This window comes from Pseudomonas sp. ABFPK, from assembly GCF_001586765.1.
Classification (GTDB): Bacteria; Pseudomonadota; Gammaproteobacteria; order Pseudomonadales; family Pseudomonadaceae; genus Aquipseudomonas; species Aquipseudomonas asiatica.
The window spans coordinates 121,255-143,340 of record NZ_LQXW01000001.1; the positions used below are offsets into that span (position 1 = coordinate 121,255).

At 59.1% G+C, this 22,086-nt stretch carries 22 protein-coding genes; 19 read left to right on the plus strand and 3 right to left on the minus strand.

The features are described from left to right. Positions 1 to 2 precede the first annotated feature (2 nt). From recF to dnaA, 3 genes are read right to left on the minus strand one after another with little or no spacing between them, the layout of a single operon-like run. Positions 3 to 1,106, minus strand: coding sequence for a DNA replication/repair protein RecF (gene recF / locus WM94_RS00585; RefSeq protein WP_003260018.1), 1,104 nt, complete (start codon positions 1,104 to 1,106; stop codon positions 3 to 5). A 13-nt stretch (positions 1,107 to 1,119) separates the two neighbouring features. After that, a complete protein-coding gene (dnaN, locus tag WM94_RS00590; protein WP_015268408.1) occupies positions 1,120 to 2,223 on the minus strand; it encodes a DNA polymerase III subunit beta in 1,104 nt (367 codons plus the stop codon). Between the two features lie 40 nt (positions 2,224 to 2,263). Further along, entirely contained in the window at positions 2,264 to 3,802 is a 1,539-nt protein-coding gene (dnaA, locus tag WM94_RS00595; RefSeq protein WP_025337171.1) for a chromosomal replication initiator protein DnaA, read from the minus strand. 595 nt (positions 3,803 to 4,397) lie between these two features. On the opposite strand from dnaA, the gene rpmH reads away from it, so the two are divergent. The 19 genes from rpmH (at position 4,398) to glmU (ending at position 21,886) form a co-directional block, all read left to right on the plus strand. After that, a complete protein-coding gene (rpmH, locus tag WM94_RS28620) occupies positions 4,398 to 4,532 on the plus strand; it encodes a 50S ribosomal protein L34 (protein WP_003253163.1) in 135 nt (44 codons plus the stop codon). 13 nt (positions 4,533 to 4,545) lie between these two features. Further along, positions 4,546 to 4,950: a ribonuclease P protein component gene (gene rnpA, locus WM94_RS28625; RefSeq protein ID WP_003253166.1), complete on the plus strand. Its 405-nt coding sequence runs from the start codon at positions 4,546 to 4,548 to the stop codon at positions 4,948 to 4,950. Further along, entirely contained in the window at positions 4,943 to 5,188 is a 246-nt protein-coding gene (yidD, locus tag WM94_RS28630; protein WP_015268406.1) for a membrane protein insertion efficiency factor YidD, read from the plus strand. Before rnpA ends, yidD begins: the two co-directional genes overlap by 8 nt. Before the next feature lie 2 nt (positions 5,189 to 5,190). Further along, positions 5,191 to 6,873, plus strand: a complete 1,683-nt coding sequence (yidC, locus tag WM94_RS00605; protein ID WP_039612381.1) for a membrane protein insertase YidC — start codon at positions 5,191 to 5,193, stop codon at positions 6,871 to 6,873. A gap of 88 nt (positions 6,874 to 6,961) precedes the next feature. Continuing rightward, complete coding sequence (mnmE, locus tag WM94_RS00610) at positions 6,962 to 8,332, plus strand: tRNA uridine-5-carboxymethylaminomethyl(34) synthesis GTPase MnmE (protein ID WP_013970244.1); 1,371 nt, start codon at positions 6,962 to 6,964, stop codon at positions 8,330 to 8,332. Between the two features lie 569 nt (positions 8,333 to 8,901). Beyond that, positions 8,902 to 10,794 carry a tRNA uridine-5-carboxymethylaminomethyl(34) synthesis enzyme MnmG gene (mnmG, locus tag WM94_RS00615; RefSeq protein ID WP_015268403.1) on the plus strand — a complete coding sequence of 631 codons (1,893 nt, stop codon included), beginning with the start codon at positions 8,902 to 8,904 and terminating at the stop codon, positions 10,792 to 10,794. Further along, positions 10,791 to 11,441 carry a 16S rRNA (guanine(527)-N(7))-methyltransferase RsmG gene (rsmG, locus tag WM94_RS00620; RefSeq protein ID WP_003260025.1) on the plus strand — a complete coding sequence of 217 codons (651 nt, stop codon included), beginning with the start codon at positions 10,791 to 10,793 and terminating at the stop codon, positions 11,439 to 11,441. Before mnmG ends, rsmG begins: the two co-directional genes overlap by 4 nt. 18 nt (positions 11,442 to 11,459) lie before the next feature. Continuing rightward, on the plus strand, positions 11,460 to 12,251 hold the full coding sequence (locus WM94_RS00625; RefSeq protein WP_012274913.1) for a ParA family protein: 792 nt from the start codon (positions 11,460 to 11,462) through the stop codon (positions 12,249 to 12,251). A 9-nt stretch (positions 12,252 to 12,260) separates the two neighbouring features. Then, the gene (locus tag WM94_RS00630) at positions 12,261 to 13,133 is read left to right on the plus strand and encodes a ParB/RepB/Spo0J family partition protein (protein ID WP_061550206.1); all 873 of its coding nucleotides are present in this window, start codon (positions 12,261 to 12,263) and stop codon (positions 13,131 to 13,133) included. A gap of 149 nt (positions 13,134 to 13,282) precedes the next feature. Then, complete coding sequence (locus WM94_RS00635; RefSeq protein ID WP_008092225.1) at positions 13,283 to 13,690, plus strand: F0F1 ATP synthase subunit I; 408 nt, start codon at positions 13,283 to 13,285, stop codon at positions 13,688 to 13,690. Between the two features lie 16 nt (positions 13,691 to 13,706). After that, positions 13,707 to 14,576 (plus strand): F0F1 ATP synthase subunit A, encoded by an 870-nt coding sequence (gene atpB, locus WM94_RS00640; RefSeq protein WP_003260030.1) that lies wholly within the window; start codon positions 13,707 to 13,709, stop codon positions 14,574 to 14,576. A gap of 144 nt (positions 14,577 to 14,720) precedes the next feature. Then, positions 14,721 to 14,978 (plus strand): F0F1 ATP synthase subunit C, encoded by a 258-nt coding sequence (gene atpE / locus WM94_RS00645; RefSeq protein WP_003097235.1) that lies wholly within the window; start codon positions 14,721 to 14,723, stop codon positions 14,976 to 14,978. A gap of 56 nt (positions 14,979 to 15,034) precedes the next feature. Continuing rightward, a complete protein-coding gene (locus WM94_RS00650; RefSeq protein ID WP_003260032.1) occupies positions 15,035 to 15,505 on the plus strand; it encodes a F0F1 ATP synthase subunit B in 471 nt (156 codons plus the stop codon). A gap of 12 nt (positions 15,506 to 15,517) precedes the next feature. Beyond that, positions 15,518 to 16,054 (plus strand): F0F1 ATP synthase subunit delta, encoded by a 537-nt coding sequence (locus WM94_RS00655; protein WP_003260034.1) that lies wholly within the window; start codon positions 15,518 to 15,520, stop codon positions 16,052 to 16,054. Between the two features lie 21 nt (positions 16,055 to 16,075). Continuing rightward, positions 16,076 to 17,620, plus strand: coding sequence for a F0F1 ATP synthase subunit alpha (atpA, locus tag WM94_RS00660; protein ID WP_013974906.1), 1,545 nt, complete (start codon positions 16,076 to 16,078; stop codon positions 17,618 to 17,620). A gap of 48 nt (positions 17,621 to 17,668) precedes the next feature. Beyond that, positions 17,669 to 18,529, plus strand: a complete 861-nt coding sequence (gene atpG / locus WM94_RS00665) for a F0F1 ATP synthase subunit gamma (protein WP_013974905.1) — start codon at positions 17,669 to 17,671, stop codon at positions 18,527 to 18,529. Positions 18,530 to 18,556: 27 nt separating this feature from the next. Continuing rightward, a complete protein-coding gene (gene atpD, locus WM94_RS00670; RefSeq protein WP_013974904.1) occupies positions 18,557 to 19,933 on the plus strand; it encodes a F0F1 ATP synthase subunit beta in 1,377 nt (458 codons plus the stop codon). A 43-nt stretch (positions 19,934 to 19,976) separates the two neighbouring features. After that, positions 19,977 to 20,396, plus strand: a complete 420-nt coding sequence (locus WM94_RS00675; RefSeq protein ID WP_003260039.1) for a F0F1 ATP synthase subunit epsilon — start codon at positions 19,977 to 19,979, stop codon at positions 20,394 to 20,396. A 122-nt stretch (positions 20,397 to 20,518) separates the two neighbouring features. After that, the gene (gene glmU / locus WM94_RS00680) at positions 20,519 to 21,886 is read left to right on the plus strand and encodes a bifunctional UDP-N-acetylglucosamine diphosphorylase/glucosamine-1-phosphate N-acetyltransferase GlmU (protein WP_061550207.1); all 1,368 of its coding nucleotides are present in this window, start codon (positions 20,519 to 20,521) and stop codon (positions 21,884 to 21,886) included. Positions 21,887 to 22,086: the final 200 nt, after the last annotated feature.

The window sequence follows — 22,086 nt, forward strand, 5'->3', positions numbered from 1 at the left end:
ATTCACTCCCGATGGTCGTGGGTCTGGGTGATACGGCCTTGTTCCACGTGGAACAAAGCAACTGGCGTTTCCGTCTGCCAGCCTTCCCTCAGTAATTCGTGATCTACACAGGTGATGAACACCTGGCAGCGTAATTCTTCAAGCAAGCGACACAGCGCGCGGCGATGCTGGTCGTCCAGTTCGGACGGCAAGTCATCCACGAGATAAATACAGTGACCGCGGCGAGCCTGACTAACGAGGTGGCCTTGGGCAATGCGCAATGCGCACACCACCAGCTTTTGCTGACCACGCGACAGGATGTCGGCTGCATTGTTGGCAGCCAGACGAAGACGCAGATCAGCACGCTGCGGACCGGCCTGGGTGTGGCCCATCTGCTGATCGCGAAGGAGAGAGGAAGCGAGTACTTCTTGCAGTTCCCGGTCCTTGTCCCAGCCTCGGTAGTAGCTAAGGGTCAACCCGTCCAGCTCGACCAGTTCGCTCAGGGTTCGCTCGAAGACGGGCTTCAAGGCCTTGATGTAGTTGCGACGGTATTCATCTATTTCCGCACTGGCCAGGCACAATTCCCGGTCCCAGGCGGCTTGCGAAGCTGGGTCAAGTGTACCATGCCGCAACCATGAGTTCCGCTGCCGGAGTGCCTTCTGCAGCCGTTGCCAGGCTGGCAGAAAACGAGGTTCCACGTGGAACACCCCCCAATCCAGGAACTGGCGGCGTATTTTCGGAGCGCCTTCCAACAAGCGGAAACTGTCCGGATTGATGAGCTGAAGCGGTAGCAATTCAGCCAGTTGCGCCGCACTCCGCGCATTCTGCCCATCGATGCGAATAGTGAACTCCCCCTGCCGCTCCCGGGATACACCCAGGTTACTGCTGCCACCCTCGGCCAATTGCACTTCGCCAAACACGGTACAGGCCGGTTGTTCGTACTGGATAACCGGGTTCAGGCGGGTGCTGCGGAACGAGCGCGCCAGCCCGAGCAGGTGCACGGCCTCAAGCACGCTGGTTTTGCCGCTGCCGTTGGCGCCGTAAAGGATATTGATGCGGGGGGACGGTGAGAGTGTCACCGGGTGCAAGTTGCGCACCGCGGTGACCATGATACGTCGAAGAGACATTTCGCCTGCTACGTTACAGACGCATCGGCATGACAACGTAGGAAGAATCGTCATTGCCAGCTTCCTGCAGCAGGGCACTGCTGTTGGAATCGGACAGGATCAGACGAACTTGCTCGGTAGTCATTACGCCCAGCACGTCCAGCAGGTAGCTGACGTTGAAGCCGATTTCCAGCGAGCTACCTTCGTAGTCCACGCTGATTTCTTCTTCAGCTTCTTCCTGCTCCGGGTTGTTGGCCTGGATTTTCAGTTGGCCAGCAGCCAGTTGCAGGCGGATACCGCGGTACTTTTCGTTGGAAAGAATCGCAGTACGGCTGAAGGCTTCACGCAGCGCCTGACGGTCGCCGACCACCAGCTTGTCACCGCCCTTGGGCAGTACGCGCTCGTAGTCCGGGAACTTGCCGTCCACCAGCTTGGAAGTGAAGGTGAATTCACCGGTGGTGGCGCGAATGTGGTGCTGGCCCAGGACGATGCTGACCATGCCTTCCGGGTCGGTCAGCAGGCGTGCCAGTTCGAGGATACCTTTGCGTGGCACGATGACCTGGTGGCGATCATCCTGCTCGATCGGTGCGCTCATGGAGCACAGCGCCAGCCGGTGACCGTCAGTGGACACAGCTCGCAGGGTGTTGCGGGAAACCTCCAGCAGCATACCGTTGAGGTAGTAGCGCACATCCTGCTGGGCCATGGCGAAACTGGTGCGCTCGATCAGGCGGCGCAGCTTGCTCTGTTCCAGGTTGCAGGTCAGCGAGCCCGGGCCTTCTTCCACGGTCGGGAAGTCATTGGCTGGCAGGGTCGACAGGGTAAAGCGGCTGCGGCCGGCCTTGACCAACAGTTTCTGCTCGTCGACCTTGATATCGATCAGGACGTCGTTCGGCAGGCTTTTGCAAATGTCCATCAGCTTGCGTGCCGGGACAGTGATTTCGCCAGGCTCGGCCGGCTCTTCCAGTTGCACGCGGCCTACCAGTTCGACTTCCAGGTCGGTACCAGTCAACGACAGTTGCTGGCCTTGCACGACCAGCAATACGTTGGACAGGACCGGCAAGGTCTGGCGGCGCTCGACGACACCGGCGACCAGTTGCAGGGGTTTCAACAGGGCTTCGCGTTGAATGGTGAAATGCATGGTCTAGTCCCTTGCCTTCAATTAGCTGCGCAGACGGCCATCAGGTCGTCAGCGTCCGCAGCAGGTTCTTGTAGTCCTCGCGGATGTCCGCGTCGGATTCCTTCAGTTCGTTGATCTTGCGGCAGGCGTGCAGCACGGTCGTATGGTCGCGACCACCGAACATGTCGCCGATTTCCGGCAGACTGTGGTTGGTCAGTTCCTTGGACAGGGCCATGGCCACCTGGCGTGGACGCGCCACGGAACGCGAACGACGCTTGGACAACAGATCGGAGATCTTGATCTTGTAGTACTCGGCGACGGTACGCTGAATGTTATCCACACTGACCAGTTTGTCCTGGAGCGCCAGCAGGTCCTTGAGCGACTCACGAATCAGTTCGATGGTGATGTCGCGGCCCATGAAGTGCGAGTGAGCGATCACCCGCTTCAATGCGCCTTCCAGTTCACGGACGTTGGAACGGATGCGCTGGGCAATGAAGAAGGCCGCGTCATGCGGCAGTTCAACCTTGGCCTGGTCGGCCTTCTTCATCAGGATCGCCACGCGGGTTTCCAGCTCTGGTGGCTCGACCGCCACCGTCAGGCCCCAACCAAAGCGCGACTTCAGACGCTCTTCCAGGCCTTCGATCTCCTTGGGGTAGCGGTCAGAGGTAAGGATTACCTGCTGGCCACCCTCGAGCAGGGCGTTGAAGGTGTGGAAAAACTCTTCCTGCGAGCGCTCTTTACGGGCAAAGAACTGGATATCGTCGATCAGCAACGCATCCACCGAGCGGTAGAAACGCTTGAATTCATTGATGGCGTTGAGCTGCAGCGCCTTGACCATGTCCGCGACGAAGCGCTCCGAATGCAGGTACACGACCTTGGCGTTCGGGTTCTTCTTCAGCAGGTGGTTACCCACAGCATGCATGAGGTGGGTTTTACCCAGGCCCACACCACCATAAAGGAAGAGCGGGTTGTAACCATGCTTGGGGTTGTCTGCCACCTGCCAGGCAGCCGCGCGCGCCAGCTGGTTCGACTTACCTTCGACGAAGGTGTCGAACGTGAAGGTGCGGTTCAGGTAACTGGTGTGTTTGAGCGCACCTTCAACCTGCACGGTGCGCTGTTCGGTCCGGGCACTGCCAGCCGACGCAGAAGCCGGTTCGGCCATGGCATCGAAGCTATCACGCGAGGATGGCTCGGCCAGTTCATCGACCAGCACAGGCTCGGCCGCCGCCACGGCGACGGGTTCGACCGCTGCCGGCACTGCCTTCTGTGTCTGGCTCTGAGCCTGGGTCTGGGCCAGCGAGGCGGCCACCGCAGCACTTACTGGCGCATTGGGTGCGGCACGTGGCGCAGAGCTGCGACGGCTGCCGATCAACAAGGAAAGGGCAGGCGCAATGCCGCTGCCGTTTTCGCCCAACAGCTCGAGCAAACGACCCAGGTACTTTTCATTGACCCAATCGAGAACGAAACGGTTAGGCGCATAGACGCGCAACTCGTCGCCTTCGGCTTCGACCTGTAGCGGACGGATCCAGGTGTTGAATTGCTGGGCAGGCAGTTCATCGCGCAGAAGCTCCACGCACTGCTGCCAAAGTTCCACTGACACGGATATCCCCTGAGTTTGAAAGCCGGATGAGGCAAAAACAAACCGCCATTGTACCGGTCGAGCGTTCAGTTATCCACATGTGGACACGTTAGGAACCATGACAAAACAGCCATTTATCGACCAAAACGGCTTCTTCGCACTGTGAATAAGCCCTGTGGATAAGCAACCATGAGCGCTATGCACAACCCCAAGGTCAGGCCTGTTGATAACTCATCTGTGGATAAGCGGCTATTTAATCCACAGCTTTTGACCACGAAGAAAACAAGCGCAGCACCGGTTGAGAACACAGTTGTAAAACTCTGTACAGCCCGGATTTTCTAGCCTCAAGCAGGTTATCCACAGAAGGTTATCCACTTAAGATTTATAGATTCTTCAGAAAAGCTTTTTATATGTCTCTTCTTTTTTTTCATGTTGTCCCCAATTCGTGTGTCCGATCAAGCACCCTTGGGAGATGGACAAGCACGCACCGTCCATCACGTGCTCTATATGGAAAGACTGGTTGGAAATTGACCTACGGGCTTGCTTTCTCTAGAATCGCCGGTCTCTTAAAAAGGGGGCCATCCCGGCCCGTCGTCGACAAACCAGGTAACACGCCATGAAACGTACTTTCCAACCAAGCACCATCAAGCGCGCGCGCACCCACGGCTTCCGTGCCCGTATGGCTACCAAGAACGGCCGCGCTGTTCTGTCGCGTCGTCGTGCCAAAGGCCGTAAGCGTCTGGCCATTTGATTTTTCGGCACAGGTGGTGAGTCAGGACTTCAGTCGGGAAAAGCGACTGCTTACACCCCGACATTTCAAAGCGGTCTTCGACTCCCCAACCGGCAAGGTTCCAGGGAAAAACCTGCTGATCCTTGCTCGCGAGAACGGCCTCGATCACCCACGCCTTGGCCTGGTGATCGGCAAGAAGAGCGTCAAGCTCGCCGTTCAACGCAACCGCCTCAAGCGCTTGATGCGCGATTCCTTTCGCCTGAACCAGCAATTGCTTGCCGGGTTGGACATTGTGATCGTCGCGCGCAAGGGATTGGGTGAGATAGAAAACCCGGAATTGCACCAACACTTTGGCAAACTCTGGAAACGCCTGGCGCGCAGCCGGCCCACTCCAGCAGTGACCGCCAATTCCGCAGGGGTAGACAGCCAAGATGCGTAAACTGGCGCTCGTTCCGATCCAGTTTTACCGTTACGCCATTAGTCCTCTGATGGCCAACCACTGTCGTTTCTTCCCCAGTTGCTCCTGTTACGCTTATGAAGCCATCGAAAACCACGGCCTCTGGCGTGGTGGGTGGCTAGCCGTTCGTCGCCTGGGGCGTTGTCATCCGTGGAACGACGGCGGTTTCGATCCCGTTCCTCCCGCTCCTTCCTCCCGAACTTCTTCGATAGCCGAGTAATCATGGATATTAAACGCACGATCCTGATCGTCGCCCTGGCAATCGTGTCCTACGTCATGGTCCTCAAGTGGAACCAGGACTACGGCCAGGCTGCCCTGCCGACTCAGAATACTGCTGCCAGCACCGTTGCCCCGGGTTTGCCGGATGGCGTACCGGCCGGTAATGCCGGCGCCAGCGCCGATGTGCCAAGCGCCAACGCCGAAACCAGCGCTGCCGAACTGGCGCCGGTTGCGGTCAGCAAGGACCTGATCCGGGTCAAGACCGATGTCCTGGAACTGGCTATCGATCCGGTCGGTGGTGACATCGTCCAGTTGAACCTGCCGCAGTACCCACGTCGTCAGGACCACCCGGACATTCCGTTCCAACTGTTCGACAACGGTGGCGAGCGTGTCTACCTGGCACAAAGCGGCCTGACCGGCGTCAACGGTCCGGATGCACGTCCTGCCGGTCGCCCTCTGTACGCTACTGACAAGAAGGGTTACCAGCTGGCCGATGGTCAGGAACAACTGGTGGTCGACCTGAAGTTCAGCGACAACGGCGTCAACTACATCAAGCGCTTCAGCTTCAAGCGTGGCGAGTATGACCTGACCGTCAGCTACCTGATCGACAACCAGAGCGGCCAGGCCTGGAGCGGCAACATGTTTGCCCAGCTCAAGCGTGACGCCAGCTCCGATCCGTCGTCGAGCACTGCCACCGGCACCGCTACTTACCTGGGCGCTGCCCTGTGGACCCCTTCCGAGCCTTACAAAAAGGTCTCGATGAAGGACATCGACAAAGGCAATTTGAAAGAAAATGTGTCCGGCGGCTGGGTTGCCTGGCTGCAGCACTACTTCGTGACCGCCTGGATTCCGGCCAAGTCGGACAACAACGTTGTCCAGACCCGCAAGGACAGCCAAGGCAACTACATCATCGGCTACACCGGCCCGGCCATCAGCGTGCCTGCTGGCGGCAAGGTCGAAACCAGCGCCATGCTGTATGCCGGCCCGAAAATCCAGTCCAAGCTGAAAGAGTTGTCCCCAGGTCTTGAACTGACTGTCGACTACGGTTTCCTGTGGTTCATCGCCCAGCCGATATTCTGGCTGCTGCAACATATCCACAGCCTGCTGGGTAACTGGGGCTGGTCGATCATCGTGCTGACCATGCTGATCAAAGGCCTGTTCTTCCCGCTGTCGGCTGCCAGCTACCGTTCGATGGCGCGCATGCGTGCCGTCGCACCAAAGCTCGCTGCACTGAAGGAACGCTTCGGTGACGATCGCCAGAAGATGTCCCAGGCGATGATGGAGCTGTACAAGAAAGAGAAGATCAACCCGCTGGGCGGCTGCCTGCCGATCCTGGTGCAGATGCCAGTGTTCCTGGCCCTGTACTGGGTACTGCTGGAAAGCGTGGAAATGCGCCAGGCCCCATGGATGCTGTGGATTACCGACCTGTCGATCAAGGATCCGTTCTTCATCCTGCCGATCATCATGGGCGCCACCATGTTCATCCAGCAGCGCCTGAACCCGACGCCGCCGGATCCGATGCAGGCCAAGGTGATGAAAATGATGCCGATCATTTTCACCTTCTTCTTCCTGTGGTTCCCGGCTGGTCTGGTGCTGTACTGGGTTGTGAACAACTGCCTGTCGATCACACAGCAGTGGTACATCACTCGCAGCATCGAAGCAGCCAGCAAAAAAGCTGCTGCTTGACAGGCTACTGCGCTAGCCTGTGAATAAAAAACGCCCCCTAGTGGGGCGTTTTTGCTATCTGTCGTTTTTGTCGTAGAGGCTTTCGAGCATGAACACTGTGCGTGAAACCATCGCCGCCATCGCCACCGCCCAGGGCCGCGGCGGTGTGGGTATTGTCAGGTTGTCCGGCCCTCTGGCCGCCAAGGCCGGCCAGTTGATCACCGGCCGTACGCTTACCCCGCGCCACGCCCATTACGGCCCGTTCCGCGACGAGGAAGGCTTGGTACTGGATGAAGGGATCGCGCTGTTCTTCCCCGGGCCGAATTCGTTCACCGGCGAGGACGTGCTGGAACTGCAGGGCCATGGTGGCCCGGTGGTGCTGGATATGCTGCTGCAGCGCTGTGTACAGGTTGGTTGCCGGCTGGCTCGCCCGGGTGAGTTCAGCGAGCGTGCATTCCTCAACGACAAGCTCGACCTGGCCCAGGCCGAAGCCATAGCCGATCTGATCGAAGCCAGTTCCAGCCAAGCTGCGCGCAATGCCCTGCGTTCGCTACAGGGGGAGTTCTCCAAGCGCGTGCACTTCCTGACCGAGGCGTTGATTGCGCTGCGCATCTACGTCGAGGCGGCGATCGACTTCCCTGAAGAGGAAATCGACTTCCTCGCCGACGGCCATGTGCTGGCGATGCTCGATACGGTGCGGGGCGAGTTGTCCAAAGTACAGCGTGAAGCCGGGCAGGGGGCTTTGCTGCGTGACGGCATGACTGTGGTCATCGCCGGTAGGCCGAATGCCGGCAAGTCGAGCCTGCTGAACCAGCTGGCCGGACGGGAAGCGGCCATCGTCACCGACATTGCCGGCACCACGCGGGACATCCTGCGCGAACATATCCACATCGACGGCATGCCGCTGCACGTGGTCGATACTGCCGGTTTGCGCGACACCGATGACCATGTGGAAAAGATTGGCGTGGAACGTGCGCTGAAGGCCATTGGCGAGGCAGACCGGGTGTTGTTGGTGGTGGACTCCACCGCGCCCGAGGCCAGCGACCCGTTTGCCCTGTGGCCAGAATTTCTCGACCAGCGGCCAGACCCGGCCAAGGTGACGCTGATTCGGAACAAGGCCGATCTTAGTGGTGAGCGGGTAGCGCTGGAACAGTGCGATGACGGGCATGTAACGATCACCCTCAGTGCCAAAGGGGACGATGCAGGGCTGCAGTTGCTGCGTGACCACCTGAAGGCCTGCATGGGTTATGAACAGACGGCCGAGAGTGGCTTCAGTGCTCGCCGGCGCCATCTGGATGCCCTGCGCCAGGCCAGTGAGCACCTGGAACATGGCCGTGCACAACTGACCCTGGCTGGCGCGGGTGAGCTGTTGGCGGAAGACCTGCGGCAGGCGCAGCAGGCCCTGGGGGAGATTACCGGGGCATTCAGCTCTGATGACCTGCTGGGGCGGATTTTCTCCAGTTTCTGCATCGGCAAGTAATTCACAGCCAGGCAAAACCAAGAGCCGCTCCTTCGGGAGCGGCTTTTTTTGCCTCAAATTTCGCAGCTCCTACGGAAAACGCGCCGCACCTGCAGGCTGTGCAGACCCCTGTGGGAGCGGGTTCACCCGCGAAGAGGCCGGTGCAGGTTCACATTTTTTTCATTCACCTACCCCAATCTGCTCTCAGGAGCCCTGTGGAAAACTCGCCTTCAGCTCCGTTGATAAGCAGGCTTTTTTTCTGAGGACAAACCCGCTTGTGGGTAAACAGCCATTTAATCCACAGGCTAAATCGTGTTATCCATAGCCCTCATGGTACTCCAGCCACAGGGTTTAATTTTTCTCTACACGGCATGAATAAAGGCCTGCATAACCTTATCCACAGTAAAGCTTGTGCATAAGAATAAACATAAAAACAAAGCTTTTTTAAATTCTTCCTCTTTGATTTCTGTTGGCTGCCACTCATCCACAGACTGGTCAAAATTTGCTCAGACGGTTTCTTTAAAGGGGGTGAAGTCCCTATACTTGTCCGCTTACCTTCTCTATTCGCAAAAACAGGCACGAGGTGCGTGGTGGATTTCCCTTCCCGTTTTGAAGTGATCGTCATCGGCGGCGGCCATGCCGGTACCGAGGCTGCGCTTGCGTCTGCACGCATGGGTGTGAAAACCCTGCTGCTGACCCATAACGTGGAAACCCTCGGTCACATGAGCTGCAACCCCGCCATTGGCGGTATTGGCAAAAGCCATCTGGTCAAAGAGATCGATGCCCTCGGCGGCGCCATGGCGCTGGCCACCGACAAGAGCGGCATCCAGTTCCGCGTTCTGAACAACCGCAAGGGCCCGGCCGTACGCGCCACCCGTGCACAGGCCGACCGCGCCATCTACAAGGCAGTGGTGCGTGAAATCCTGGAAAACCAGCCGAACCTGTGGATATTCCAGCAGTCCTGCGACGACCTGATCGTCGAGCAGGACCAGGTCAAAGGCGTGGTGACCCAGATGGGCCTGCGTTTCTTCGCCGAATCGGTGGTACTGACCACCGGTACCTTCCTCGGCGGGCTTATCCACATTGGTTTGCAAAACCATTCCGGTGGTCGCGCCGGCGATCCACCTTCGATTGCCCTGGCCCACCGCATGCGTGAACTGCCGCTGCGCGTCGGCCGCCTGAAAACCGGTACCCCGCCGCGCATCGACGGCCGTTCGGTGGACTTCTCGGTGATGACCGAGCAACCAGGCGATACGCCGATCCCGGTGATGTCGTTCATGGGCAACGCCCAGATGCACCCGCGTCAGGTGAGCTGCTGGATCACCCACACCAATGCGCGCACCCACGAGATCATCGCCTCGAACCTCGACCGTTCGCCGATGTACTCGGGTGTCATCGAAGGTGTTGGCCCGCGCTACTGCCCGTCAATCGAAGACAAGATCCACCGCTTCGCCGACAAGGAAAGCCACCAGGTGTTCATTGAGCCGGAAGGCCTGACCACCCATGAGCTGTACCCCAACGGTATTTCCACTTCGTTGCCGTTCGACGTTCAGCTGGAGCTGGTGCGGTCGATCCGCGGCATGGAGAACGCCCACATCGTGCGCCCTGGCTATGCCATCGAATACGACTACTTCGACCCGCGCGACCTCAAGTACAGCCTCGAGACCAAAGTCATCGGCGGCCTGTTCTTCGCCGGCCAGATCAACGGCACCACCGGTTACGAAGAAGCCGGCGCCCAAGGTCTGCTGGCCGGGACCAACGCGGCCCTGCGGGCGCAGGGCCGAGACAGCTGGTGCCCGCGCCGCGACGAGGCATACATCGGCGTACTGGTCGACGACCTGATTACCCTGGGTACCCAGGAGCCGTACCGCATGTTCACTTCGCGTGCCGAGTACCGCCTGATCCTGCGCGAAGACAACGCCGACCTGCGCCTGACCGAAAAGGGCCGCGAACTCGGCCTGATCGACGATCAGCGTTGGGCCGCCTTCTGCGCCAAGCGCGACGGCATCGAACGCGAGGAGCAGCGTCTGAAGTCGACCTGGGTCCGCCCGAACACCGAGCAAGGCCAGGCCATTGTGGATAAGTTCGGTACTCCGCTCAGCCACGAGTACAGTCTGCTCAACCTGCTGGCGCGCCCGGAAATCGACTACGCCGGGCTGATCGAGGCAACCGGCGGTGAAGCGATTGATCCACAGGTCGCCGAGCAGGTCGAAATCCGCACCAAGTACGCTGGTTACATTGATCGCCAGCAGGATGAAATCGCACGTCTGCGTGCCAGCGAAGACACCCGCCTGCCTGTGGATATCGATTACTCGACGATTTCCGGCCTGTCCAAGGAAATCCAGGGCAAGCTGGGCCAGACCCGTCCGGAAACCCTGGGTCAGGCTTCGCGTATCCCGGGCGTGACCCCGGCGGCGATTTCCCTGTTGCTGATTCACTTGAAAAAACGCGGCGCTGGCCGCGAATTGGAGCAAAGCGCTTGAGTTCCCTGGTCACCCCGCAACACGCTGAAGAGTTGTCCACAGGTGCGCGCCAGCTCGGTGTCGAGCTGAGCGCCGAGCATCACGAGAAGCTGCTCGGCTACCTCGCCCTGCTGATCAAATGGAACAAAGCCTACAACCTCACCGCCGTGCGCGACCCCGACGAAATGGTGTCGCGTCACCTGCTCGACAGCCTCAGTGTCATGCCGTTTATCCACAGCGAGCGTGACAACTGGCTGGATGTCGGCAGTGGCGGTGGCATGCCCGGCATCCCATTGGCTATCCTGCATCCGCACAAGCGCGTGACGGTGCTGGACGCCAATGGCAAGAAGACCCGCTTCCTGACCCAGGTGAAAATGGAGCTCAAGCTGGACAACCTCACGGTTATCCACAGCCGGGTCGAAGCCTTCCAGCCGGCACAACCTTTCAGCGGAATCATCTCTCGCGCCTTCAGCAGCATGGAGAACTTCACCAACTGGACCCGCCACCTGGGCGACACCGGGACGCAATGGCTTGCAATGAAGGGGCTGCATCCTGCCGATGAACTGGTAGCATTGCCCGCAGACTTCACAGTGGAAAGCGAGCAGGCTCTGACCGTTCCAGGTTGCCAGGGCCAGCGCCATCTGCTGATACTGCGCCGCAAGGCATGACTGGGAACACACGCAACAATGGCTAAGGTATTCGCAATCGCGAACCAGAAAGGTGGTGTGGGCAAGACCACCACCTGTATCAATCTCGCCGCCTCGCTGGCCGCGACCAAGCGTCGTGTGCTGCTGATCGACCTCGATCCGCAGGGCAACGCCACCATGGGCAGCGGTGTGGACAAGCACGAGCTCGAGCACTCGGTCTACGACCTGTTGATCGGGGAATGCGACCTGGCCCAGGCCATGCATTACTCCGAGCACGGTGGTTTCCAGTTGCTGCCGGCCAACCGTGACCTGACAGCCGCCGAAGTGGTGCTGCTGGAAATGCAGGTCAAGGAGAGCCGCCTGCGCAACGCCTTGGCGCCTATCCGCGAGAACTACGACTACATCCTCATCGATTGCCCTCCGTCGCTGTCGATGCTGACGCTCAACGCCCTGGTCGCTTCCGATGGCGTGATCATTCCGATGCAGTGCGAGTATTACGCACTGGAAGGTCTCAGCGATCTTGTGGATAACATCAAGCGCATCGCCGCCCGGTTGAACCCGGAGCTGAAGATCGAGGGCCTGCTGCGGACCATGTACGATCCGCGCCTGAGCCTGAACAACGATGTCTCGGCGCAGCTGAAGGAGCACTTTGGCCCGCAGCTGTACGACACGGTCATTCCGCGCAACATTCGCCTGGCCGAGGCCCCGAGCTTCGGCATGCCGGCCCTAGCCTACGACAAGCAATCGCGAGGCGCGCTGGCTTATCTGGCCCTGGCCGGGGAACTGGTACGCCGTCAACGCCGTCAATCACGCACTGCACAAACAACTTAAGGAATCCGTATGGCCGTCAAGAAACGGGGTCTCGGACGTGGGTTGGATGCACTGCTCAATGGTCCTTCCGTCAGCGCGCTCGAAGAGCAGGCTGTGAAGATCGACCAGAAAGAACTGCAACACCTGCCGGTCGAGCTGATCCAGCGTGGCAAGTACCAGCCGCGCCGGGACATGGACCCGGAGGCGCTGGAAGAGCTCGCGCACTCGATTCGCAACCATGGCGTGATGCAACCGATCGTGGTGCGCCCGATCGATGGCAACCGCTACGAGATCATCGCCGGTGAGCGCCGCTGGCGCGCCACCCAGCAGGCTGGCCTGGACAAGATCCCGGCGATGGTCCGCGAAGTGCCCGACGAAGCCGCCATCGCCATGGCGCTGATCGAGAACATCCAGCGCGAAGATCTCAACCCGCTGGAAGAGGCCCTGGCCCTGCAGCGCCTGCAGCAGGAGTTCGAGCTCACCCAGCAACAGGTGGCCGATGCCGTGGGCAAGTCGCGGGTAACCGTGGCCAACCTGCTGCGCCTGATCACCCTGCCTGACGCGATCAAGACCATGCTCGCCCATGGCGACCTGGAGATGGGCCACGCCCGTGCATTGCTCGGCCTGGAAGAACACCGCCAGGAAGAGGGGGCGCGTCATGTTGTCGCACGTGGCCTCACCGTGCGCCAAACCGAGGCACTGGTTCGCCAGTGGCTCAGCGACAAACCTGATCCGGTCGAACCGAGCAAACCTGATCCGGATATCGCACGCCTTGAACAGCGGCTCGCAGAGCGCCTGGGCTCGGCCGTGCAGATACGCCATGGCAACAAGGGCAAAGGCCAATTGGTTATTCGCTACAACTCGCTTGACGAGTTGCAAGGCGTGCTTGCTCACATCCGCTGAAACAATTCCCGTTGTAGCGCGCAGTCGGAAATCACTACCGAATAGTTGAATAGGGGTTAATCCACCCCTATACTCTGCGCGCATTTTGTCGGCACAAATTATGCCAAGTCATAACTGACTTGCTGGTCGACTTCCGAGGAGCAGTTGTGATGGAAATCCGCACGCCAAACCGCCTGCCTTTCCATCGCTGGGCGGTTTTCCCGGTACTGCTGGCTCAATTCGTCGTACTGCTGCTGGCAACGTTGGTGTTGTGGCAGTGGAAAGGGGCGGTCAGTGGATATTCAGGCCTTTGCGGAGGTTTGATTGCCTGGCTACCCAATGTGTATTTCGCCTGGAAGGCTTTTCGCTTCAGCGGGGCCCGGGCGGCACAAGCCATCGTCAAGTCGTTCTACGCTGGCGAGGCAGGCAAGATGATTTTGACGGCAGTGCTTTTTGCACTGACCTTCGCAGGAGTGAAGCCACTGGCGCCGCTAGCAGTATTCGGCGTCTTCGTGTTGACCCTTTTGGTCAGCTGGTTCGCGCCCCTGCTGATGAATAAAAGACTTTCGAGACCTTAGGGCGTTTGAGGCAACCATGGCAGCAGAAACCGCTTCGGGCTATATCCAGCACCACTTGCAGAACCTGACCTACGGTCAACTACCAGACGGCAGCTGGGGCTTCGCCCATTCGGCTGCAGAAGCCAAGGCAATGGGCTTCTGGGCGTTCCACCTGGACACCCTGGGTTGGTCCGTCGCGCTGGGTCTGATCTTCCTGTTCATCTTCCGCATGGCGGCCAAGAAGGCGACTTCCGGCCAACCTGGCGGCCTGCAGAACTTCGTAGAAGTGATGGTGGACTTCGTCAACGGCAGCGTGAAGGACTCCTTCCACGGCCGTAGCCCGGTAATCGCTCCGCTGGCGCTGACCATTTTCGTCTGGGTATTCCTGATGAACGCCGTCGACCTGGTACCGGTCGACTGGATTCCTCAGCTGGCCATCCTGATCTCCGGTGACCCGCACATTCCGTTCCGCGCCGTGTCGACCACCGACCCGAACGCGACCCTGGCCATGGCCTTCTGCGTGTTCGCCCTGATCATCTTCTACAGCATCAAGGTCAAGGGCCTGGGCGGCTTCATCGGTGAGCTGACCCTGCACCCGTTCGGCAGCAAGAACATCTTCGTTCAGATCCTGCTGATTCCGGTCAACTTCCTGCTGGAATTCGTCACCCTGATCGCCAAGCCGATCTCGCTGGCACTGCGTCTGTTCGGCAACATGTATGCCGGCGAACTGGTGTTCATCCTGATCGCTGTAATGTTCGGCTCCGGCCTGCTGTGGCTCAGCGGCCTGGGTGTGGTGCTGCAATGGGCGTGGGCTGTGTTCCACATCCTGATCATCACCCTGCAAGCTTTCATCTTCATGATGCTGACCATCGTCTACCTGTCGATGGCTCACGAAGATAACCATTAAGACCGCCTGGCGTGTCTGATAGCCTTCCCCGCCTGTTCGGGGGGAGGGCTTAAAAAGTCCGCAAGGGCATGCTGTACCAAACGATTTGTTTTACCGCTTCAAACTAAAAACCTAACCAATACGACGTAAAAGTCGGGAGGAAAGATGGAAACTGTAGTTGGTCTGACCGCTATCGCTGTTGCTCTGCTGATCGGCCTGGGTGCTCTGGGTACCGCCATTGGTTTCGGCCTGCTGGGCGGCAAGTTCCTGGAAGGCGCTGCTCGTCAACCAGAAATGGTTCCGATGCTGCAGGTTAAAATGTTCATCGTTGCCGGTCTGCTCGACGCCGTAACCATGATCGGTGTTGGTATCGCTCTGTTCTTCACCTTCGCGAATCCGTTCGTTGGTCAGATCGCCGGCTAATCACTCGTCACCACGAGTTGATGGCTGTATGAATTAAGACCGAGCGAGGTGTTGGCGTGAACATTAATGCAACCCTGATTGGCCAATCCGTTGCTTTTCTGATTTTTGTACTCTTCTGCATGAAGTATGTGTGGCCTCCGGTCATCACTGCCCTGCAAGAGCGCCAAAAGAAGATTGCCGACGGCTTGGACGCTGCCAACCGCGCAGCTCGCGACCTGGAGCTGGCCCAAGAGAAAGCGGGTCAGCAACTGCGCGAAGCTAAAGCACAGGCAGCCGAAATCATCGAGCAAAGCAAGAAACGCGCTGCTCAGCTTGTCGAGGAAGCCCGTGATCAGGCCCGCGTCGAAGCTGACCGTGTGAAGGCTCAGGCTCTGGCCGAGATCGAACAGGAACTGAACAGCGCTAAAGACGCCCTGCGCGCCCAAGTGGGTGCCCTGGCCGTTGGTGGTGCTGAAAAGATCCTTGGCGCCACAATCGATCAAAACGCGCATGCGGAGCTGGTTAACAAACTGGCCGCTGAAATTTAAGCGAGGGCGATCATGGCAGAACTGACCACGTTGGCCCGACCTTACGCTAAGGCTGCCTTTGAGCATGCCCAGGCCCATCAGCAACTGGCCAATTGGTCAGCCATGCTCGGCCTGGCTGCTGCGGTGTCGCAAGACGACACCATGCAGCGCCTGCTCAAGGCCCCGCGACTGACGAGCGCAGAAAAGGCCGCCACGTTCATTGACGTGTGCGGTGACAAGTTCAATGCACAGGCACGGAATTTCATTCATGTTGCCGCGGAAAACGACCGTCTCCTGCTTCTGCCGGAGATTGCCGCCCTGTTCGACCTGTACAAGGCCGAGCAAGAGAAATCCGTGGACGTGGAAGTCACCAGTGCCTTCGCGTTGAACCAAGAACAGCAAGACAAACTCGCCAAGGTTCTCAGTGCACGGTTAGGCCAGGAAGTGCGCCTGCACGCGTCGGAGGATGCCAGCCTGATTGGCGGCGTCGTCATCCGCGCTGGTGACCTGGTAATCGATGGCTCTGTTCGCGGCAAAATCGCGAAACTGGCCGAAGCATTGAAATCTTGAGTTTGAAGGGGCAGCAGAGCAATGCAGCAACTCAATCCTTCCGAAATTAGTGAAATCATCAAGGGCCGCATCGACAACCTCGATGTGAGCTCCCAAGCCCGTAACGAAGGTACCGTTGTTTCGGTATCCGACGGTATCGTGCGGATCCACGGTCTGGCCGACGTCATGTACGGCGAAATGATCGAGTTCCCTGGCAGCGTATTCGGCATGGCCCTGAACCTGGAGCAAGACTCCGTAGGTGCAGTGATCCTGGGTGCCTATGACACCCTCGCCGAAGGCATGAGCGCCAAGTGCACCGGTCGCATCCTGGAAGTTCCGGTCGGCAAAGGCCTGCTGGGCCGCGTCGTCGACGCTCTGGGTAACCCGATCGATGGCAAAGGTCCTCTGACCACCACCGAAACCGACGCGGTCGAAAAGGTCGCTCCAGGCGTGATCTGGCGTAAGTCGGTAGACCAGCCTGTACAGACTGGCTACAAGTCCGTCGACGCCATGATCCCTGTCGGCCGTGGCCAGCGCGAGCTGATCATCGGTGACCGTCAGATCGGCAAGACCGCCATGGCCATCGACGCCATCATCAACCAGAAAGACTCCGGTATTTTCTGTGTTTATGTTGCTGTCGGCCAGAAGCGTTCCACCGTTGCCAACATCGTTCGCAAGCTGGAAGAAGCCGGCGCCCTGGCCAACACCATCGTGGTCGTTGCCAGTGCTTCGGAATCCGCCGCACTGCAGTTCCTGGCGCCATACGCCGGCTGCACCATGGGCGAGTTCTTCCGTGACCGCGGTGAAGACGCCCTGATCGTTTACGATGACCTGTCCAAGCAGGCCGTTGCCTACCGTCAGATCTCCCTGCTGCTGCGTCGTCCACCAGGACGTGAAGCGTACCCAGGTGACGTGTTCTATCTCCACTCCCGTCTGCTGGAGCGTGCATCGCGCGTTTCGGAAGAGTATGTCGAGAAGTTCACCAACGGCGCAGTCACTGGCAAGACCGGTTCCCTGACCGCCCTGCCGATCATCGAAACCCAGGCTGGCGACGTTTCCGCGTTCGTTCCGACCAACGTGATTTCCATCACCGACGGTCAGATCTTCCTGGAATCGGCCATGTTCAACTCGGGCATCCGCCCAGCAGTGAACGCCGGTGTTTCGGTATCCCGCGTAGGTGGTGCCGCTCAGACCAAGATCATCAAGAAGCTGTCCGGTGGTATCCGTACCGCTCTGGCTCAGTACCGTGAACTGGCTGCATTCGCCCAGTTCGCTTCCGATCTGGACGAAGCGACCCGCAAGCAGCTGGAGCATGGTCAGCGCGTTACCGAGCTGATGAAGCAGAAGCAGTACGCGCCGATGTCCATCGCGGACATGGCCCTGTCGCTGTATGCCGCTGAGCGTGGCTTCCTGACTGACGTAGAAGTCTCCAAGATCGGTAGCTTCGAGCAAGCACTGATCGCCTTCTTCAACCGTGATCACGCTGAGCTGATGGCGAAGATCAACGTGAAGGGTGACTTCAACGACGAAATCGACGCAGGCCTGAAAGCCGGTATCGAGAAGTTCAAGGCCACCCAGACCTGGTAAGCCGCAGCGGGGGCTCAGGCCCCCGCTTGCTAACCTGATAGGTGATACATGGCAGGCGCAAAAGAGATTCGCAGTAAGATTGCGAGCATCAAAAGCACGCAAAAAATTACCAGCGCCATGGAGAAAGTGGCGGTCAGCAAGATGCGCAAAGCACAAATGCGCATGGCTGCTAGCCGTCCTTACGCGGAGCGTATCCGCCAGGTGATCGGTCATCTGGCCAACGCCAACCCGGAATACCGCCACCCGTTCATGATCGAGCGCCCTGTAAAGCGCGCCGGTTATATCGTGGTGAGCAGTGACCGTGGTCTGTGCGGTGGCTTGAACACCAACCTGTTCAAGGCCCTGGTCAAGGACATGAACGAAAACCGCGAACAGGGCGTGGAAATCGACCTGTGCGTGATCGGCAGCAAGGGTGCGACTTTCTTCCGCATCTTTGGCGGCAACGTCGTAGCCGCGATCAGCCACTTGGGCGAAGAGCCATCGATCAACGATCTGATCGGCTCCGTCAAAGTGATGCTGGACGCCTACCTGGACGGCCGTATCGATCGCCTCTCGGTGGTTTCGAACAAGTTCATCAACACCATGACCCAGAAGCCAACGGTCGAGCAATTGGTACCGTTGGTGGCAACCCCGGATCAGGATCTCAAGCATCACTGGGACTACCTGTACGAACCCGACGCAAAAGAGCTGCTGGACGGCTTGATGGTGCGTTACGTGGAGTCGCAGGTGTACCAGGCGGTGGTCGAGAACAACGCTGCTGAACAAGCGGCCCGGATGATCGCCATGAAGAACGCCACAGACAACGCCGGTGATTTGATCAAAGAGCTTCAGTTGATCTACAACAAGGCGCGTCAGGCTGCGATCACCCAGGAGATCTCGGAAATCGTCGGCGGCGCTGCCGCGGTTTAACGGTTCAAATATTCAGAGGATCCAGCTATGAGTAGCGGACGTATCGTTCAAATCATCGGCGCCGTCATCGACGTGGAATTCCCACGTGACGTCGTGCCGAGTGTTTACAACGCGCTGAAAGTACAAGGCGCGGAAACCACCCTGGAAGTTCAGCAGCAGCTGGGCGACGGCGTGGTTCGTACCATTGCGATGGGCTCGACCGAAGGCCTGAAGCGCGGTCTGGAAGTCGTTGACTCCGGCGCTGCCATTTCCGTTCCTGTTGGTAAGGCCACCCTGGGCCGTATCATGGACGTACTGGGCAACCCGATCGACGAGGCCGGCCCGATCGGCGAAGAAGAGCGTCGCGGTATCCACCAGCCAGCGCCTTCGTTCGCTGACCAGGCAGGCGGCAACGACCTGCTGGAAACCGGCATCAAGGTTATCGACCTGGTTTGCCCGTTCGCCAAGGGTGGTAAGGTTGGTCTGTTCGGTGGTGCCGGTGTCGGCAAGACCGTAAACATGATGGAACTGATCCGTAACATCGCCATGGAACACAGCGGTTACTCCGTGTTCGCTGGTGTGGGTGAGCGTACTCGTGAGGGTAACGACTTCTACCACGAGATGAAGGACTCCAACGTTCTCGACAAGGTAGCGCTAGTCTACGGTCAGATGAACGAGCCACCAGGAAACCGTCTGCGCGTAGCGCTGACCGGCCTGACCATGGCCGAGAAGTTCCGTGACGAAGGTAACGACGTTCTGCTGTTCGTCGACAACATCTATCGTTACACCCTGGCCGGTACCGAAGTATCCGCACTGCTGGGCCGTATGCCTTCGGCAGTAGGTTACCAGCCGACCCTGGCTGAAGAGATGGGCGTTCTGCAAGAGCGTATCACCTCCACCAAGGAAGGTTCGATCACCTCCGTTCAGGCCGTATACGTACCTGCGGACGACTTGACCGACCCGTCGCCAGCGACCACCTTCGCCCACTTGGACGCCACCGTCGTTCTGTCCCGTGACATCGCCTCCCTGGGTATCTACCCAGCCGTCGACCCACTGGACTCGACTTCGCGCCAGCTGGACCCGAACGTGATCGGCAACGAGCACTACGAGACCGCTCGTGGCGTTCAGTATGTTCTGCAGCGCTACAAAGAGCTGAAGGACATCATCGCGATCCTGGGTATGGACGAACTGTCCGAAGCCGACAAGCAACTGGTAGCCCGCGCTCGTAAGATCCAGCGCTTCCTGTCGCAGCCGTTCTTCGTGGCCGAAGTCTTCACCGGTTCGCCAGGCAAGTACGTTTCCCTGAAAGACACCATCGCTGGCTTCAGCGGCATCCTCAAAGGTGACTACGACCATCTGCCAGAACAAGCGTTCTACATGGTCGGCAGCATCGACGAAGCGATCGAGAAAGCCAAGAAACTGTAATTCCTGCGCCCCGCAAGGGGCGCTATCAGGTTGAGGCAAGCAGATGGCTATGACAGTCCATTGCGATATCGTCAGCGCGGAAGGAGAGATCTTCTCCGGCCTGGTCGAGATGGTAGTTGCGCACGGTAACCTAGGTGATCTTGGTATCGCTCCGGGTCACGCGCCGCTGATCACCAATCTCAAGCCTGGTCCGATCACGCTGACCAAGCAGGGTGGCGCCCAAGAGGTGTTCTACATCTCTGGTGGTTTCCTCGAGGTTCAGCCGAACATGGTCAAGGTGCTTGCCGATACCGTGCAACGTGCTGCAGACCTGGATGAAGCTCAGGCTCAGGAAGCCCTCAAGGCTGCCGAGAACGCCCTGAATCTGAAAGGCGCGGACTTCGACTACGGCGCCGCCGCCGCACGTCTGGCCGAGGCCGCAGCTCAGCTGCGTACCGTCCAGCAAATGCGCAGAGGCAAGTAATCGGCTCTCGGCTGATAACTTCTGTAGCGATTGAGTAAAAGGGTAGCCTCGGCTACCCTTTTTCTTTTTCTGATTTCTCCCCCCCGGTCATTTCACTGACCACCCAGGATTGGTAGCCAGTAATGTCACTCGATATCGTTATTCTCGCCGCCGGCCAAGGCACCCGCATGCGCTCGGCGCTGCCCAAGGTGCTGCACCCGGTAGCCGGCAACTCCATGCTTGGCCATGTTATCCACAGCGCGCGCCAGCTGCAGCCGCAAGGTATTCATGTGGTCATTGGCCATGGTGCCGAGTTGGTTCGCGAGCGCCTGGCCGCCGACGACCTGAACTTCGTCATGCAGGACAAGCAGCTGGGTACCGGCCATGCGGTTGCCCAGGCATTGCCGGCCTTGACCGCCGAAACCGTGCTGGTGCTGTACGGTGATGTGCCGTTGATCGAAGTGGAAACACTGCAGCGTCTGCTGGCCAAGGCCAACGAGCAGCAGCTAGGCCTGCTCACGGTGACCCTCGACGACCCGACCGGTTATGGCCGCATCGTGCGTGACGAGCAGGGCAAGGTGACCGCCATCGTTGAGCACAAGGACGCCAACGATGCGCAGAAAGCGATCAAGGAAGGCAACACCGGTATTCTGGCCCTGCCGGCCGCGCGCCTGGCGGACTGGATGGGCCGCCTGTCGAACAACAACGCCCAGGGCGAGTATTACCTGACCGACGTCATCGCCATGGCTGTGGCCGATGGGCTGGTGGTGGCTACCGAACAGCCACACGACCCGATGGAAGTGCAAGGCGCCAACGACCGCCGCCAGTTGTCCGAGCTGGAGCGCCACTACCAGTTGCGCGAAGGCCGTCGCTTGATGGCCCAGGGTGTGACCCTGCGCGACCCGGCGCGTTTTGATGTCCGCGGTGAAGTGACCGTTGGCCGTGACGTGCTGATCGACATCAACGTGATTCTCGAAGGCAAGGTGGTCATCGAGGACGATGTGCAGATCGGCCCGAACTGTGTGATCAAGAACACCACCCTGCGCAAAGGTGCAGTGGTCAAGGCCAACAGCCACCTCGAAGGTGCCGTGATGGGCGAGGGCAGCGATGCCGGCCCGTTCGCCCGCCTGCGCCCGGGTAGCGTGCTGGACGCCAAGGCCCATGTGGGTAACTTCGTCGAACTGAAGAACGCTCACCTGGGTGAGGGCGCCAAGGCCGGTCACCTGACTTATCTGGGCGATGCCGAAATCGGTGCTCGTACCAACATCGGCGCCGGCACCATCACCTGCAACTACGATGGCGCGAACAAGTTCAAGACCGTGATGGGCGAGGATGTATTCATCGGCTCGAACAACTCGTTGGTAGCGCCTGTGGAAATCAAGGCTGGTGCGACCACTGCAGCCGGTTCGACCATCACTCAGACCGTTGAGGCAGGCGATCTGGCGGTGGCTCGTGCACGTCAGCGCAACATCTCGGGTTGGAAGCGGCCGGAAAAGATCAAGAAGAGCTGAGTTATACACAGCTGTTTCGATCGAAAGCCGACTTATGTGAATAAGTCGGCTTTTTATTTTGCGGCATATCGCAGCCTCTGTAGGAGCGACCTTGTGTCGCGATGGACTGCAAAGTAGGCCCGACAATTTCTGTTTTGCCTCGAAAACCCAGGGGCCGCGCTGCGGCCCATCGCGACACAAGGCCGCTCCTACAGGGGCCG